The sequence below is a fragment of the Pseudalkalibacillus sp. JSM 102089 genome (assembly GCF_041366475.1).
Classification (GTDB): domain Bacteria; phylum Bacillota; class Bacilli; order Bacillales; family Guptibacillaceae; genus Guptibacillus; species Guptibacillus hwajinpoensis_B.
In genome coordinates, this window is record NZ_JBEWYW010000007.1 from 68,172 (window position 1) to 83,488 (window position 15,317).

At 39.7% G+C, this 15,317-nt stretch carries 15 protein-coding genes and 2 pseudogenes; 6 read left to right on the forward strand and 11 right to left on the reverse strand.

Translation table 11 applies throughout. The features are described 5' to 3' along the window. Positions 1-39: 39 nt before the first annotated feature. Both ABVF21_RS15385 and ABVF21_RS15390 read right to left on the reverse strand, forming a co-directional pair. Positions 40-684, reverse strand: coding sequence for a PspA/IM30 family protein (locus tag ABVF21_RS15385; RefSeq protein ID WP_371018531.1), 645 nt, complete (start codon positions 682-684; stop codon positions 40-42). Between the two features lie 22 nt (positions 685-706). Beyond that, positions 707-1,048, reverse strand: coding sequence for a flagellar basal body rod protein (locus ABVF21_RS15390; RefSeq protein WP_371018532.1), 342 nt, complete (start codon positions 1,046-1,048; stop codon positions 707-709). 194 nt (positions 1,049-1,242) lie between these two features. On the opposite strand from ABVF21_RS15390, the gene ytzI reads away from it, so the two are divergent. Both ytzI and ABVF21_RS15400 read left to right on the forward strand, forming a co-directional pair. Beyond that, complete coding sequence (ytzI, locus tag ABVF21_RS15395; RefSeq protein ID WP_194220143.1) at positions 1,243-1,422, forward strand: YtzI protein; 180 nt, start codon at positions 1,243-1,245, stop codon at positions 1,420-1,422. Beyond that, complete coding sequence (locus ABVF21_RS15400; RefSeq protein ID WP_226616492.1) at positions 1,400-1,594, forward strand: YwbE family protein; 195 nt, start codon at positions 1,400-1,402, stop codon at positions 1,592-1,594. Before ytzI ends, ABVF21_RS15400 begins: the two co-directional genes overlap by 23 nt. A gap of 229 nt (positions 1,595-1,823) precedes the next feature. On the opposite strand, the gene ABVF21_RS15405 is transcribed toward ABVF21_RS15400, so the two are convergent. Further along, positions 1,824-3,518, reverse strand: a complete 1,695-nt coding sequence (locus ABVF21_RS15405) for a HelD family protein (RefSeq protein WP_371018533.1) — start codon at positions 3,516-3,518, stop codon at positions 1,824-1,826. A 17-nt stretch (positions 3,519-3,535) separates the two neighbouring features. Then, positions 3,536-3,931 (reverse strand): hypothetical protein, encoded by a 396-nt coding sequence (locus tag ABVF21_RS15410; RefSeq protein ID WP_371018534.1) that lies wholly within the window; start codon positions 3,929-3,931, stop codon positions 3,536-3,538. A gap of 235 nt (positions 3,932-4,166) precedes the next feature. On the opposite strand from ABVF21_RS15410, the gene ABVF21_RS15415 reads away from it, so the two are divergent. After that, positions 4,167-5,510, forward strand: a complete 1,344-nt coding sequence (locus ABVF21_RS15415) for a copper amine oxidase (protein ID WP_371018572.1) — start codon at positions 4,167-4,169, stop codon at positions 5,508-5,510. 128 nt (positions 5,511-5,638) lie between these two features. On the opposite strand, the pseudogene ABVF21_RS15420 reads toward ABVF21_RS15415, so the two are convergent. The 5 genes and pseudogenes from ABVF21_RS15420 to ABVF21_RS15440 all read right to left on the reverse strand — a co-directional run. Beyond that, a pseudogene (locus tag ABVF21_RS15420) lies at positions 5,639-6,061 on the reverse strand (peroxiredoxin-like family protein); the annotation flags it as partial. Between the two features lie 149 nt (positions 6,062-6,210). Continuing rightward, positions 6,211-6,819 (reverse strand): DedA family protein, encoded by a 609-nt coding sequence (locus ABVF21_RS15425; protein WP_371018535.1) that lies wholly within the window; start codon positions 6,817-6,819, stop codon positions 6,211-6,213. A gap of 232 nt (positions 6,820-7,051) precedes the next feature. Beyond that, complete coding sequence (locus tag ABVF21_RS15430; protein WP_371018536.1) at positions 7,052-8,377, reverse strand: aspartate aminotransferase family protein; 1,326 nt, start codon at positions 8,375-8,377, stop codon at positions 7,052-7,054. Between the two features lie 27 nt (positions 8,378-8,404). Next, positions 8,405-9,802, reverse strand: a complete 1,398-nt coding sequence (locus tag ABVF21_RS15435; RefSeq protein WP_194220150.1) for a YjiH family protein — start codon at positions 9,800-9,802, stop codon at positions 8,405-8,407. A 118-nt stretch (positions 9,803-9,920) separates the two neighbouring features. Further along, a complete protein-coding gene (locus ABVF21_RS15440) occupies positions 9,921-11,285 on the reverse strand; it encodes a sigma-54 interaction domain-containing protein (protein ID WP_303533833.1) in 1,365 nt (454 codons plus the stop codon). Positions 11,286-11,492: 207 nt separating this feature from the next. On the opposite strand from ABVF21_RS15440, the gene ABVF21_RS15445 reads away from it, so the two are divergent. Next, positions 11,493-12,209, forward strand: coding sequence for a 3-ketoacyl-ACP reductase (locus ABVF21_RS15445; protein WP_303533831.1), 717 nt, complete (start codon positions 11,493-11,495; stop codon positions 12,207-12,209). A 63-nt stretch (positions 12,210-12,272) separates the two neighbouring features. On the opposite strand, the gene ABVF21_RS15450 is transcribed toward ABVF21_RS15445, so the two are convergent. Further along, positions 12,273-12,719: a staygreen family protein gene (locus ABVF21_RS15450; RefSeq protein WP_371018537.1), complete on the reverse strand. Its 447-nt coding sequence runs from the start codon at positions 12,717-12,719 to the stop codon at positions 12,273-12,275. 125 nt (positions 12,720-12,844) lie between these two features. Between ABVF21_RS15450 and ABVF21_RS15455 the strand changes: the two genes are divergently transcribed. Continuing rightward, the gene (locus ABVF21_RS15455; protein ID WP_371018538.1) at positions 12,845-13,003 is read left to right on the forward strand and encodes a DUF2642 domain-containing protein; all 159 of its coding nucleotides are present in this window, start codon (positions 12,845-12,847) and stop codon (positions 13,001-13,003) included. An 84-nt stretch (positions 13,004-13,087) separates the two neighbouring features. Next, positions 13,088-13,929: pseudogene (locus ABVF21_RS15460) on the forward strand (manganese catalase family protein). Between the two features lie 38 nt (positions 13,930-13,967). Here ABVF21_RS15460 and ABVF21_RS15465 read toward each other — a convergent pair. Then, a complete protein-coding gene (locus ABVF21_RS15465; RefSeq protein ID WP_371018573.1) occupies positions 13,968-15,080 on the reverse strand; it encodes an endonuclease in 1,113 nt (370 codons plus the stop codon). Between the last annotated feature and the right edge of the window lie 237 nt (positions 15,081-15,317).

Here is a 15,317-nt window from a genome sequence, read left to right on the forward strand (position 1 = left end):
AAAAGGCGCACGCGCCTCTTTTAGAATACCACTATTTCTCTAAGAATTTGAATTTGTTTCTTGTTTTTTCGCCTTTTTCTCAAGTAAGTGGAACTTTGTATCAATAGTAGACATATCGTAATCTCTGTTCACTTTCTTCTCAAGTTGCTCAATATAACTCTCCATCTCATCAAAACGATTAAAAGGTTGATCTAGATTCCTTTCTTCCAGAACCAAATCCATCTTATGATGAGCCCTCACACTATTCTCTTTCCCCATTAATTCCATTCGCTTTATCGACATATCTTTAAGTTTATGCTTCATTTTCTCGTACTTTTGTTCGAGACGTTTAAGTTCAAGGTCTGCCTCATCCATCAATTGTGATAAGTGGTTAGCTCTTTCTTCATATTGCAACTGCTCTTGTTTGGCGAACTCATACAGCTCAGCCTCGCCTGCTTCATTTGCTAAAACAGCTTGTCCAGCGCGTTTCTCAGCATTTCTTCGCGCTTTATCTAATTCTCTTCTGAATTCTAAAAGTAGCGTTGACTGCCGCTCGACAAGTTTCCTCGCCTTTTCCACTTCTCTTTCACACTGTCTTAAATAGTGATTTAAAAGAGAAATTGGATTTTTCTCCTCCTTCTGGTCAAGGATGCTATGAAAATCAGCTTCAATTGAGTTTTTGATGCGATTAAGTAAATTTGGCATGTCCATTCTCTCCTTTGTTTGATTAACTTTTCTTCAGTTCATCCCATTGCTTTTCAAAATTTGTGAATGGGTCATCGTCTTTCTTATCGGAACTTGCTCCATCCCACTTTTTATAAACGACATAAAGAATGTAGATAGCTACGAGACCAAGAATAGCTGGCATATTCGCCACGGCAGTACTTAAACCGATGAATCCTAAGATCCCCCAGATGACTTTACCAGTTGTTGAATCTGCCTGAATAAACTTCTTAAATGCAATATAGAGGATGACTAGGCTAACCATCATACCTACTAATGGACCAAGATTCGACAGCAATACAATCGCAGCGATAATCCCAAGTAAAAGCAAACCTGCTTTCTTCATCTTAATCGCCTCCTTTCATACTTTGATTCTACCTGCTTATCAATGCCTTCATAATGAGCTAAAGCTATATATTTATATAGGACCAGCGACTTAGACAGATTAAGCTATATGACACCCCTCATCAGATCATGTTCTATCTTAACCGCGATAATCATGGTAAAGTGAAAGCAGACATCACGGAAAGGAGTTCGGGAATGGTTATTACGATAACAGTCATCGTCGTTGTCATTATGACGATTGTCATTGCCGCTGCTTTTGGAATGGCTGTATCAAAAGGATACAGTGTCAAACATACTGTCGATCCGTTGCCTGAGGAGCAGCATAACGAAACGACAGAGAAAGAGGTTACTGATGAACGGACAGAACAGAAGTAATATAGAACCAGGGAAAACCGTTGATATCGTCTTGAAACAAGATCAGCGTTCAGGGAAAACGACAAGAGGAATCGTGAAAGATATCCTGACGAAGTCTCCGACCCATCCGCATGGTATCAAAGTACGTCTTGAAGATGGACAGGTTGGTCGCGTCAAATCAATTTTATCGTAAGCTGAATTCATAAAAATAACCCCCGGCTGATTTTCAGTCCGGGGGTTCATCTTTATTATTGTTTTAACGCCATCTAACTATCAAGATAATGTATGGAAAAACCTTGTACTGAAGAAGAATGCTCATATGCAGTCTTTACTTTGAGAAGTTCTTCTGTCATGACTGCTTCTCCCTTTGCAAAGAATGAAATGTAGGAAATAGCAGAGGTAACTTTTAAACAAACGTTTGATTATACTGGTAGCAATTGTGAAGGAGTATCTATATAAAAGAGTTTTAATTCATGCAATGCTCTTGTACATCCTACATATAGTAATTTCGCATCTGTTGCATGTGTACTATAATTATCTTCGTTAGCATTTGCCAATATAACTCCATCGAATTCTAATCCCTTAGTAAGATAGATCGGCACAATTGATAGTCCCCCTTCATAAGATCGATCATCCGCAGTAATAAGATGCAACTTCTCATCATACCTACTAAGATTGCCATACAAATCACGACATTCCTCTTCGCTCCTACCAACAATCGCTACTGTATTCATACCTCTCTCTTGCATTTCTTTAGCTGATTTTATCAAGCTACTAACATGCCTCTTCTTATCTATTTTGCTTATTTCGACTTTCTTCCCACTTCGAAAAACAGGCACAGCCGGTTGAACCGGTATATCCGCATGAGCTATCACTTCATTCGCAAATTCAATAATTTCTAAAGTCGATCGATAACTTTGTTCAAGTTCCATATAAATGTCTTTACCGTTAAAAAGCACCCTAAATTCTTCCCAGTTATGAATGCCCTTATATGAATGAATGCCCTGTGCCAAATCCCCTAATATTGTAAAAGATTGACTTCGATTCACATCTTTCAGAAGCGCCAGTTGAAAAGGTGAAAAGTCCTGAGCTTCGTCAATTACAATATGCTGAAACCTATGTTCTTTATCAATACCGTTTAATTGAAATTGAATGTAAAGGAGAGGAGCAAGGTCATCCGGCGATAACTTCTTCTTTTTTAATCGCTTTGCCGTTTCCATCACAAGTTCTTCATTTATAACATCTGCTCTTTCTGACTGTGTTATGTAGCTAGGAACATTCGATTGAAAGAGTGATTGATAGAACGAAAGAGCAGTTTGCTTCGGCCATGTTTTAAAATAATTCTTCAGCTGATCGTTTGCTAGTTTGCGATATTCTTTCTTTAAATGGGCTCCCTCTACCGATTTGATCTCATCTTTTATCCAAATTTTAAATCGATTCATCATCATATCGCGTTTACGTCCAACAGGATATGCAGAAAGGTCTTTTAACCATTGTTTGATCTTCGTTTCTGAAAGCTCTCTTCTTTCAAATGGGTGAAAGGAGCCAACCGGACCGACTGAGTTGCTATAACGATGTATAGCTTGATCAATCCATTCTTTAAATGCCAGTGATCCTTTTACTCTTCCTTCTGCAATTGAAAAATCGAATCGACTCTTCCCAAACCACTTTCTGAGGTCGTGACCAGATGAATCAATCGTAATCTTTTCTTCAATCGTCTTTATTGTCCAATCCGTGAAGGTTGATTGTTGAATTCCCCCTACGCCTAGCTCCGGAAGGACACCTGAAATATAATCAAGAAACATCCTATTCGGTGCAAAGATAATCATTTTACCCGCTTGAATGGTATCTCTGTATTCATATAGTAAGAAAGCTAATCGATGAAGCGCAACCGTTGTCTTACCACTTCCTGCTGCTCCTTGTATGATAAGTGGCGTCGATCGCTCAGCACGAATAATATCATTTTGCTTTGTTTGTATTGTTGATACGATGTCACGGAGACGGTTATCTTTATTTTCACTCAGACGATATAGAAGAAATTCATCTGAGCCACTTAAATCATCGCTACCTTCTACATAGGTGTCTACGACTCGCTGAAGTTCTTTATCTCGAATCACAATATTTCGCTTCAGCTCTATATTCCCTTCGATGACGCCATCAGGAGATACATAATAGACGTCCTCTTCGGCCCTGTAAATGCGTAGAACATACTCGCAACAGGAGCTCTCCAATCTACAACCAGAGAATCCTGTGAATCTCCATGTGCTACGCCAACTTTCCCAATATAATACGAATGTGATTCCTTCTCATTCTCTTGAAAATCCATTCGTGCAAAGTAAGGTTCTTTTGAAGCTATGACAAGAGATTGACGCTTCTCCTCTCGAATGCTCTCAAGAACTTGTTCTGTTACATTATCGCCAGAATACCTGGGGTAGTTCTCCAACACCTGCCGCTGTTTTGTAATCTCTGCAGCGATTTGATCGAGTTGCTGCTTCTCTTTCCGATAGGCACTTTGAGTCTTATTGTCCAAGATCAGTTACCTCCTTATGAGATTTGTCTCTAAATCAGACAGAAGATTAATATTACCACAAATTAGGTAGTTCAACCAATTGTTTTTAGAATATTAAAATTAGTGTTTTTACCATTTAAAAAAACTTTATGAAAAAGTTTATAAATAAATGATCCAACTATTCACTTTGAACGTTAGCTATGTGTAATCAAAATAAACGGTAAAAAAATCGAGGAGAGTGAAAAGTAAAATGAACATGAAAAAAGCATTCAAGAAATTAATGGTTCCCGCGTTAGGCCTAACCTTATTATTTCCAACAGTCGCTGGGGCAGCGACAGCTGAGCCAACAGCCAAAACGCCTGCTTCAGATCTACGCGCAACACTGGATCAGCTCTTATCCGAACATTTTGTACTAGCTGTTTCATCCATGACGAAATCATATGACGGGACAGAGGATGCAGAAGAAGTAACTGAAGCCCTGGATCAGAACGCAGCTGATATGACACCAGCGATTGCATCTGTCTATGGCGATGAAGCCGCTGCACAATTTGAAGATATCTTTCGAGGTCACAATGATTACTCCGCTGATTTCGTAAAAGCAGCAACCGAAGATGATGCAGAACTTCGTAAAGAAGCTGAAGCTGAAGTAGACGAATTTGTTGAAGAATTCTCCACTTTCCTTGATACAGCTACAGAAGGTAATCTTCCTAAGGAAGCCGCTGCAGATGTTCTAGAAGTTCACGAAGATCAAGTCCTAACAACTTTTGATGAGTATACAGAAGGAAATTACGAAGAAGCTTACACATCATTTCGTGAAGGGCATAAGCATATGTTTGCGATCAGCAAAGCACTATCTAGTGCAATTGTAAAGCAGATGCCTGATAAATTTGAAAATACTAAAGCTGATACTCCTGCTGCAGAATTACGCTCAACTCTAAACAGCCTTGCATCTGAGCACTTTGCTCTTTCTTCTCTTGGTCTTGAAAAAGGCTATGACCAATCAGAAGACTATGACTTTGTAAACTGGGCTGAAGACAGAAACACTGCTGACTTTAAAGCAGCTATCGGTTCAATCTACGGAGATGAAGGTGCTGCTCAGTTTGAAAAGATTTGGCAAGAAGATCATATTGCTGCACAAGCTGACCTTGTAGTTGCATCTCTATCTGAAGACGAGGAAGCTATGGAAATGGCGAAAGAACGTATGATGACAACATTCCCTGAGAACTTTGGAGCATTCCTAGGAACAGCAACAGAAGAAAACCTTCCAACTGACGCTGCTACTGAAGCTCTTATGGATCATGAAAAACAAGTAATTGGATCATTTGAAGCTTACATGTCTGGTGATTACGAAGGTTCAATTGAACAATTCCGTGAAGGCTATGCATTCATGTTTGGTGTAGGCGAATCTCTTGGAGGCGCTATCGTTAAGCAAATGCCAGACAAATTTGCAGGAGAAGCAATGCCTGGTGATATGCCAAAAACAGGTATGGGTGGTGCGAGTGAGCAGTCATCTGACCTAACAGCACTTTGGATTACTCTAGGTTCTCTAGCAGCTGCTGGTTCAGCATTTGCCATTCGCAAGAAAATTGTTAATCAATAAAACACATGTCTTCCCCCCTTATAATAGATATGGAAAAACAGAGAAGTCTCGAGCTTCTCTGTTTTTTTTGCATAAAAAAAGCCTCTAACTAATAGCTAGGAGCTTTTCTCTATGCATCATACAGTCAATCACAATACATTTAAAACCGAATCGATTTTCGCATGATCTTCTGGCGACTGATCGATATGATGCCAGATTAACTTCCCTCTCTCATCAAACACCCACGTTCCACCTTGAATATATACATCTTGCGTTTTCATCGACTTTAATACAAAATCTTTTTTCTTTTGGTCTTTTGGAATAAACCCATTCATTTTACGGGTGACAAATCCAATCGCTGCTTGGCCAAGTAATTTCCACTTCGGCATCGTATGATGTCCCATGCCACGGTATGCTTCTCTCTTCGGATCACCTGCAATGACAAACGGAAATTCTCCAAAAGCCTCTGTAAACTGGCTAATATAAGTAGCATTTGAGGGGGCGACGGCTATAATCTGAAAGCCCTCATTCTCAATTTCATTTACGCGCTTACGCAACTGCGTAAGATAAGCTCGACAAACTGGTCAGCCAAGGTGACGGACAAATATGACCATCGATTTCTTTTGATTAATCAGTTGCTCCAGAGTAACAGTGGTACTTCCTGGAACTTCGAGTTCATAATTTAATTTATCCAATACAATCTCTCCTTACCTGTTCGATGCTACGGTTGATCGGTGTTAAACACTTGTTTCTTACTATCGATTTTACACCTTTTTCGATAGTAGTGATACCCAACGAATCCAATAACTGCCACTACAACAATTAAAAAGACATATTTCTGTATGCTTCCTAAAATCGCTTGAACTGATTTTATATTCCCATTCCGCCCAATCCACAACATAGCGATTGTCCAAGGAAATATACCGACAAAGGTAAGTGTTCCAAATATCCAGGGCTTGACCTTACTCATACCAGCCACATAGGATACATAGTTCCCTATCCCAAGTGGGCGTGTAATTGCAATACTCCATGATCCACATTTTCTAAACCATCTTTGAACGCGTTCAACCTTCTTCTTTTTTAATTTCCTTTCGACTTTACCCTTTACTTTCAAACCGATCCCATATGGAATAAAACTAAAAATCGTGTAAATACCGCTCGTTAGAAATGCAAAACCAACCATCTCGATCATCGAAGCATTCAATAAATAACCGTACGTCAATGTCATCATCCCCCCCGGAAAAGGTAGAGATGATGCCTCAATAGCATTGCTTATTAAAAGACCCCAGATTCCAAGCTCTTTCAGGAAATGAATCAGAAATTCCAGCATAGTGGATCCCCTCTCAATTTAAAACTATGTATTAAGTTCCCTGATCAGTGAGTCTGAAACCAATGTAACACTGTTTTAATACGTAACAATGAATTGATATGTCGTTTTAACCCGCAAACTTTGAAATATTTCCGCGGAAATGAAATGATTTACTCGATTTATTAGTTATATCCACGTAGCTGTCAACAACAAACCCCCCATCATGTTCATAGTGATGGGGGGTATTAATACATTATCCTACAGAAACAACGTGTTTCTCTTGTTCAAACTCCGTGACAGCTTCCTCAAAAATGCGGAGGCCTTCATCAATTTGTTCTTTCGTAATAATCAATGGAGGAATCATTCGAATCACTTCTTGATGTTTTCCGCACAGATAGAAAAGCACCCCTTTTTCAAGAGACAGATCTAGTATCCGCATCATTCCATTTCCGTCTGGTGCGCCTGTCTCTGGATCAATAATTTCAATTCCAATCATTAACCCTACACCACGGACATCTCCGATCACATGGTGCTTTTCCTTTATAAGAGCTAATTTTTCTAATGCATAAGCACCCATATCCTTCGAATTGGAAAGTAATCCTTCTTCTTCAATTACGTCGAGAGTAGCTAGCGCCGCTGAACAAGCAATCGGATTACCACCAAATGTTGTGCCATGTGTTCCCATTGGCCACTGACTCATTAGTTCTTTGGAAGCTACTGTGGCGCTAAGAGGCATCCCAGAAGCAATTCCTTTTGCTATCGCCATAATATCAGGTGTAACATCAAACGTCTGTGCAGCGAACCAGTCACCAGTCCGTCCGAATCCTGTTTGAACTTCATCAAAGATTAGCAGCATGCCATGGCGATCACAAATCTCTCTTACTTTTTGTAACCATTCTTTCGGTGGAATGATATAGCCACCTTCTCCTAGAACAGGTTCCACGATTACGCAAGCCACTTCTTCAGGAGTTACCTGATGATCAAAAAGCATTTCGAAATCTTTCTCAAGCTCACCAACACAATAATCCTCTACACTTTGCCCTGCTGGACAACTAGCAGCATCCGCATATGGAATTTGATAGGTTAGTCCATTAGGCTGTAAAAATTTACGGTATTTGCTTTTTGATGTACTTACACCAAGAGCGCCAAGCGAGCGTCCATGAAAGCAACCCGTAAAGGAAACAACATACGGTCGTTTCGTTACATATTTAGCAAGTTTCATCGCACCTTCAATGGCCTCAGTGCCACTGTTCGCAAAGAAAAAGCAATCTAAATCTTTCGGCATAATGCCTTGAAGACGTTCTGCTAGCTTTAGAATTGAATCATACATAATTACTCCAGAAGGCCCGTGCATAAGGGAGTCCGCACCGTCCTTTATAGCCTGTACAACCTTAGGGTGACGGTGGCCCGTATTCGCTACGGCAATACCTGATGTAAAATCTAGATACGTTTGGCCATCTGTCCCATAGTAATAGCAACCCTCTTCTTTCACGACTGGTAAATTCGGATGATCCTTTGCCATACTTGGTGCAAGATAGTCTGACATGTTGTTGTATCTATGTTCAAATGATGTAGCCAATGTGATATCCTCCTTTAAATTCTGCTTTTATACAAAGAAATGGGCCATGACAACAATAATCGGAAGTGTTATAACCGTACGTTGCAAGAAAATAATAGCAAGTTCTAGAACTGAAATTGGGATTTTCGATTTCACTAGCAAAATACCAATCTCTGACATATAAATTAATTGTGTTAATGAAATAGCTGCAATAACAAATCGCGTTAATTCACTTTCAATCCCTGTTCCTATAACTGCAGGTAAAAACATATCTGCAAAACCAACTAACATAGCCGGCGCTGCTTTAGCAGCTTCAGGAATTTGCATAAGTTCAAGGACCGGTACGATCGGCATTGATAAATATGTGAAGAAAGGCGTAAATTCAGCAATAATAAGGGCAATTGTTCCAAGTGCCATCACAAGCGGTATAAGAGCAAAATAAATATCAAGCACGGTGTTAACACCCTGACCAGCTACATGCTTCACTCCTTTTACTTCAGAAGCCTTCTCTAGTGCTTTTTGTATTCCCCATTTGAAGCTAGAGACACCCTCAGGTACATCTTCAGAAATTTGTTTTCCTGTACCCTCATAGTACGTGTCCGCTTTTCGAGATAGCGGTGGTATACGTGGACAAACAAACGCAGCAACTAGCCCTGCTACCACAACCGTAAAATAGAACGGAATAAACATATCTTCTAAACCAATGAAGCTAATAACAACAAGACTGAATGCGATCGAATTGATCGAAAAATTTGTTGCAATAACAGCAGCTTCTCTTTTTGTATAATAGCCTTCTTCATACTGTTTCGTTGTGATCAGTACCCCAACGGTTCCGGCCCCCATCCAGGAAGCAAGTGCATCTATGGATGAGCGACCAGGTAACTTAAACAAAGGACGCATCACATAACGAAGGGCTGTTCCGAAGAAATCCATTAACCCGAACTCTAGTAAGAGAGGCATTAACAGACCAGCAAAGAGAAACCATGCTGCAAGAACGGGAACGAGTGAGTATAGCATTGTACCACCCGAAACATCCGAGATGATAAATTCTGGACCGAATTTAAACAATGTCATTACTGCGAATAATGCACCAATTAACCTCGTACTAATCCAGAACCAATTCACATAAAATAATTGCTTCAGAAACGGACGAAGCATGATGGCTTTTGGTTCAAACGCTTTTGCAATAATAGGAATAATAGCAGATAAAATAAGAATGGCGGTCATAAATCCAGGCAAGATAGGCGCTAGTTTTATTTGTATAGACTCAGCCAAAATCCCGACCCCAATCGTCATTTTCCCATTAAAAGGAACGGGAACAAGAAATAATAAGATACCGATTAACGATGGAATAAGAAACCATGCATATGCTTTTTTTGTTTGAGATTTCTCTACTGATTGACCCGTACTTTCAAGAGGATAGGATTTTTCCTGTTTAACTTCCATTCTTCACTCTCCTTCGACGTTTTTAATATTAATTCATATTCTTGCATATAAATCAGAAAAGAAGCAAGAGTAATTTTCACTTCTTGCTTCTTTTAATATGCAAGTATTATGCCAAAAACTATTGAATTCTGTATTTTTTAAGTTTTCTAACTACTGTAGGTTGACTTATCCCTAACGCATCAGCAATCTTTGTCGTTGTTCGAAACTGACGCCTAGCCTGCTCAAGTCGTTCTTTCTCAACTCTTTCAACCGTTTCTTGTAAAGTTTCATTAAAATTATTCATTTCTGAATAGTCTTCACTCGAATTTTTATATGTTTGAGGGAGATCTTCCTCGTGTATAACGAATGCATCTGAAGTAACAATAAGACGCTCTATTAAATTCATCAGCTCTCTAACGTTTCCCCTCCACACATGCTGAGTTAACTCATGCATCACTATCTTATTTAGCATCCGCTTTCGTTTATATTGTCTAGAAAAATGATCGACAAACGATTGAATGAGTGGAAGGATATCTTCTTTTCTATCTCTTAGTGGAGGGATCATCAATGGGACGACATTCAACCGAAAAAATAAATCTTCTCGAAATTTCTTCTCTCGCACAGCTTGTTCCAAATCCTTATTCGTTGCGCTGATTAACCGAAAATCAGAATGAATTTCTTTTGTTCCACCAAGTCGATAGAAGCGTTTTTCTTGAATTAACTTTAACACTTTCACTTGGTTTTGCAGTGAAAGTTCACCGACTTCATCTAAGAAAAGTGTTCCTGTCGACGCCATTTCTGCTAACCCCATACGTCCACCTTTTCTAGCTCCCGTGAATGCGCCATCTTCATAACCAAACAATTCTGCTTCGAAAAGCGCTTCAGGAATTGCTCCACAGTTCACCTCAATAAACGGTCCATTTCTACGATCACTTTTATGGTGAATGTATCTTCCCATTTCCGTCTTTCCTACTCCGGACTCTCCTAGAAGGAGAACATTAACATCCACACCTGCAACTTGTTTCCCTGTTGCCATCACTTTTCTCATTTCATGACTTCTAGCGATAAGCCCTTCATCATCCTGCCTTTGCTTAAGTTGCTCAAGCTCATTTTTAACACGCTCCATCTCGGAAGACATTTCTTCCATCCCGGCCTTTATTTCCATTAGTTCAGTAATATCATGAGAATAACTTACAATCCTTACTAGCTCTTTAGCATCATCAAACACTGGCAAACCTGTTACAAGCAGCTTTTTGCCATCAGAACCCGTTTGCACAAACGTAACACGCTTCTTATCCTTTACCACCAGTGGCGTTGCAAGTGGTGTGAATAAACCTTCTCGTTCCAGTTCATATACTGATTTCCCCATTAAGTCATTTGCGTTAACACCATAAACCATCCCTGTTCCTTCACTGACTTTCACAATGATTCCATTAGGATCTGTGACAAGTATATCCTCTTGTAAAGAATGAAAGATTGCCTCATATTCATTCCATTTCGCCATACGACCACCTCATCTATTCATTAATGAATACTTTTGCAATGTGTTATTAAATCCCTTATCTATCAAGTTATTCACTATTCATTTTTGAATAATCTCATTTTTATATTTTATCACACTATTATAGTCGCAAAGCAAAATTCTTTCCTGCTTAAAGCTAACCCTATAGAATAAACGTTGGAACTTAAAGTTAACGAGGGAGGAAACAACATGGTAGCTCTTAAAGGAAAAACAGCATTAATTACAGGGGCAGCTCGAGGAATTGGTCGAGCATCGGCAATTGCCCTTGCAAAAGAAGGCGTAAATATCGCAATGATTGCCCGTACAGAAGAGACACTTCAGAATGTAGCGAAAGAAATCGAAGCAGAAGGTGTAAAAACTTCCTTCGCTATTGCAGACGTTTCATCTAATGAGGAAGTAACAACAGCTGTAGCTAAACTGAAAGAAGACCTTGGGGAAGTAGACATTCTTATTAATAATGCAGGTATCGCTAAAATGGGTGGCTTCATGGATCTCGAAGTTACAGAGTGGGAAAAGATCATTCAAGTGAACTTACTAGGTGCTTACTATGTAACACGTGCTGTACTGCCAGATATGATTGAGCGTAAATCAGGAGATATTATTAACATTTCTTCTACAGCAGGACAAAAAGGTGCACCAGTTACTAGTGCCTATAGTGCTTCTAAGTTCGGACTTATGGGTCTAACGGAATCACTAGCTCAAGAAGTTCGCAAGCATGACATCCGTGTTAGTGCGCTAACACCAAGTACCGTTTCTACGGATCTCGCAGTAGAAAATAACCTAACAGATGGAAATCAAGAGAATATGCTTCAACCAGAAGATATGGCTGAGTTTATCGTTGCTCAACTAAAAATGAACAAACGTGTATTCATTAAAACAGCAGGTTTATGGACAACTAACCCATAAGGTAAACTCTCACAAAAGTTACTCTTATTCTCACGATTAATTTAAATGAAAGAAGCAGCCAGCCTACTTATGCTGGCTGTTTCTATATTCTCTAAGTGATCCATAGTACTCATAAGCTTCCAATTGGGCTTCATTTGAATCAAAGTAAACCCAAATAGGTAAATTATCTAGTTCTGGATATGCTTGATATAAGTGTTCATCTCCTACCCTTATAGCCGATAAAGCTCCAGGTAACTCTTTTCGAAATATCCGATTTCTTATACTCGACTTCCCCTCTTCTGTAGGATCGTCAATTAAGACATATACGTAGAAATAGAGTCCACAATCATTTCGAAAGCTTCCAAGCACCTCATCTCTTATGGAAGAAATACGATCAAAGGCATATTCTTTTCCAATCGTTAAAAACAATTCTCCAGTTATATCGGAATGTGTTAATGTATATTTCCTTCCTAATATACAGTTCTTCTCTCTCATTCCATCACGATACGTAACCATCAGATTCTGCTTCACTTATCTCTTCCCCCTCCTTTTTACAGACTATGGGTCATCACTCATATGGGTTCATTCCATTCTTATCGACTATGACAACCTATACAGTGCGTAAATTAATATAGCTTAAGGACACTTTTGAGAGGATGAGAGAAATTGAGTCAACAACCCCAATTAGTCAGTTCTGTAGATCCCTCTATCAAACACTGATATCAATTGAAGGGAGATTGATATCAGTTCAAACAACAAATGGCTCACTCCAAGGAATGCTCGAATCCGTGATGCCAGATCATATTGTTTTATAAGTGAACGAAACCCCTTTTTTTGTTCCCATTCAACAAATTGCCTGGGTATTTCCTAATTAAAGGGGGGATTGCATGTTTTAGCGAATCAATAAGCAGTTAATTGAGCTTCCGATACTAGATCATAGGGATGCAAACGCAGCTGCTGTACAGGATTTACTTGGAGGGCGCTTTGGAGAATTGTCTACACTAAATAAGTACATGTTCCAGTCGTTTAGCCTTCGTGAGAAAAAAAGCTGAAGCCTTTTTTATGACCTTGTTGCCAGTATTACTGCAGAAGAATTTGGACATGTGGAATTAGTCACAACCTCGATCAACTTGTTGACCACTGGAAGTTCTTTTCAAGTGCCACCTGATTTAACTCCATTACAAAATAGTAAAGACGTGCGAAATACAGCTCATGCTGCAGATGAAATGGGCAACTGTCCCGGAGATTATGTCTTCAGTAGCGGCAATCTAGTGCTTGACCTCCTCCATAATTTTTCTTGAGGTTGATGCAAGAACGCATAAGATGCGCGTCTATGAAATGACCGATCATCCTACAGCCCGAGAAATGATTGGCACTTACTCGTAAGTGGTGGAACTCATGTACTTGCATACGCAAAAGCGATCGAGATCGCGACAGGTACAGACTTAACAAAAATGTTTCCGATTCCGAGCCTTGATAACTCCAAATTTGACTATGCTCGAAAATTTGAAAAACAAGGATTGAACAATGTTCTTTATACTTGGAGTGTTAGCGATTACTTAGGTATTAAACAAATATGGAAAAGGACTAACCCGGAAAATGGTGAAAAACTAATGGTGATTGAGGGGCACCAGAAGGGGCTCCTCTTCCTAATCTAGATGATCTTCCAGAAGAATTTGCGCCAGGGATTACTAAGGATCATTATGAACAGATCGCAAAACGTTTAATGCGAAATTTATAGAAAAAAGCACCTACCTAAGGGCAGGTGCTCTTTTCTTGCTACCAAATCGCTTCCACCCATTCTGGATGATCAATAAACGGATTGCGATTATGTTGGTATTGATCATAAATAACATTGTTTCGATTTTCTTCAAAAGAATCCACGGGGTCCATTTCATTCCATGCTTTTAACACAGAGACTTTCCCAATAAATGGTGAAGAGCCATTATTCACAAGATTATTTACTTCAAGGTCCACTTCACCACTGTCCCCTTCGTAACGAACAGCCATGTAGAAAATCATCCGTGCTACATCACCTTTCACACTGTCACGAGGCTCCCAAGAATCACTATCATAATAGTTACCGGGTGCTTCAGATTGAGGCGATCCCCCGTTATCAAAATCAAGATTACCACGTGAGCTATTGACTGTTACATCAGTTGGGCGTAAATGATGAATATCTGTTCCTGGCCCCATAGATGTCCCAAAATCCCCGTGAGACTTCGCCCAAACGTGTTCACGATTCCAGTCGTCAACGTTACCACCATTCTCATATTTGCTTTGAGATCTGCCACTATAAAGGAGAAGTACGTTGTTCGGGTTCGCTGGGTCTTCATCCGTCACGCGTAGGGCATCCCAAACTTCACTGTAAGTTAGCTCATTGTGATCATCGATGATAAGATGCAGCTCAGATTTTAAGGCACTACCAGTTTTACCAACAGCCGAGCTATAGTATGTATCATCGTAAGGGGATGGTTCTCCATCACCTGGGTCGTTAGGATCCCCACTTCCTCCACCATCACTTAATTCCATATCGGAAACACTCTTCACTCCAGTATGAGCGAAATAATCTGTTAGACTTCCACTGACCACAACAGCTTCACCTAGTAAACTAGGATTACTTTGCAACCCAAATTCACTTCTGAAAGGTGATGGAATCTGGACGAAAAGCATTTCATTTACATTTGTTTCATTCACTTGATCGGCAATCGCGATCGCATAGTCATCTGAGAAGTCAGACGTAGTTACGGAGGAAGTTGAGACTGGCTTTCCAACAATATACCCTTCAACTGACCCTGTACTACCTTGATTTGCTATTCCCTGATTAACTGAAAAAGGTGATGATGAAGTTCCAGATCCATCAGCAAAAGATGGTGTAATCGTGAAATACATCATAATCAACGACACAACTAACATAAAAGCAACCGTTCCATAAACCCTACGACGTGTGGTATTCATTCATATTCCCTCCCCTTTAAAATAAAAGCTCCGTTTTATGAAGCCCCTCTAGTGTAAACGTACACTATTAAGCTAAATGAAACACGATGTAAATGTTCCTTTATTTTTCATAGGTCAAATGCCTCATCACGCCTTATGTTGTGTCTTTCTTACTATACGGCTGCTTTTTAC

What these genes read in the sequence shown, in the direction of transcription:
- ABVF21_RS15385 (WP_371018531.1), bottom strand. Translation starts at nt 684, where the DNA reads ATGCCAAATTTACTTAATCGCATCAAAAACTCAATTGAAGCTGATTTT.
- ABVF21_RS15390 (WP_371018532.1), bottom strand. Translation starts at nt 1,048, where the DNA reads ATGAAGAAAGCAGGTTTGCTTTTACTTGGGATTATCGCTGCGATTGTA.
- ytzI (WP_194220143.1), top strand. Translation starts at nt 1,243, where the DNA reads ATGGTTATTACGATAACAGTCATCGTCGTTGTCATTATGACGATTGTC.
- ABVF21_RS15400 (WP_226616492.1), top strand. Translation starts at nt 1,400, where the DNA reads ATGAACGGACAGAACAGAAGTAATATAGAACCAGGGAAAACCGTTGAT.
- ABVF21_RS15415 (WP_371018572.1), top strand. Translation starts at nt 4,167, where the DNA reads ATGAAAAAAGCATTCAAGAAATTAATGGTTCCCGCGTTAGGCCTAACC.
- ABVF21_RS15425 (WP_371018535.1), bottom strand. Translation starts at nt 6,819, where the DNA reads ATGCTGGAATTTCTGATTCATTTCCTGAAAGAGCTTGGAATCTGGGGT.
- ABVF21_RS15435 (WP_194220150.1), bottom strand. Translation starts at nt 9,802, where the DNA reads ATGGAAGTTAAACAGGAAAAATCCTATCCTCTTGAAAGTACGGGTCAA.
- ABVF21_RS15440 (WP_303533833.1), bottom strand. Translation starts at nt 11,285, where the DNA reads ATGGCGAAATGGAATGAATATGAGGCAATCTTTCATTCTTTACAAGAG.
- ABVF21_RS15445 (WP_303533831.1), top strand. Translation starts at nt 11,493, where the DNA reads ATGGTAGCTCTTAAAGGAAAAACAGCATTAATTACAGGGGCAGCTCGA.
- ABVF21_RS15455 (WP_371018538.1), top strand. Translation starts at nt 12,845, where the DNA reads ATGAGAGAAATTGAGTCAACAACCCCAATTAGTCAGTTCTGTAGATCC.
- ABVF21_RS15465 (WP_371018573.1), bottom strand. Translation starts at nt 15,080, where the DNA reads ATGTATTTCACGATTACACCATCTTTTGCTGATGGATCTGGAACTTCA.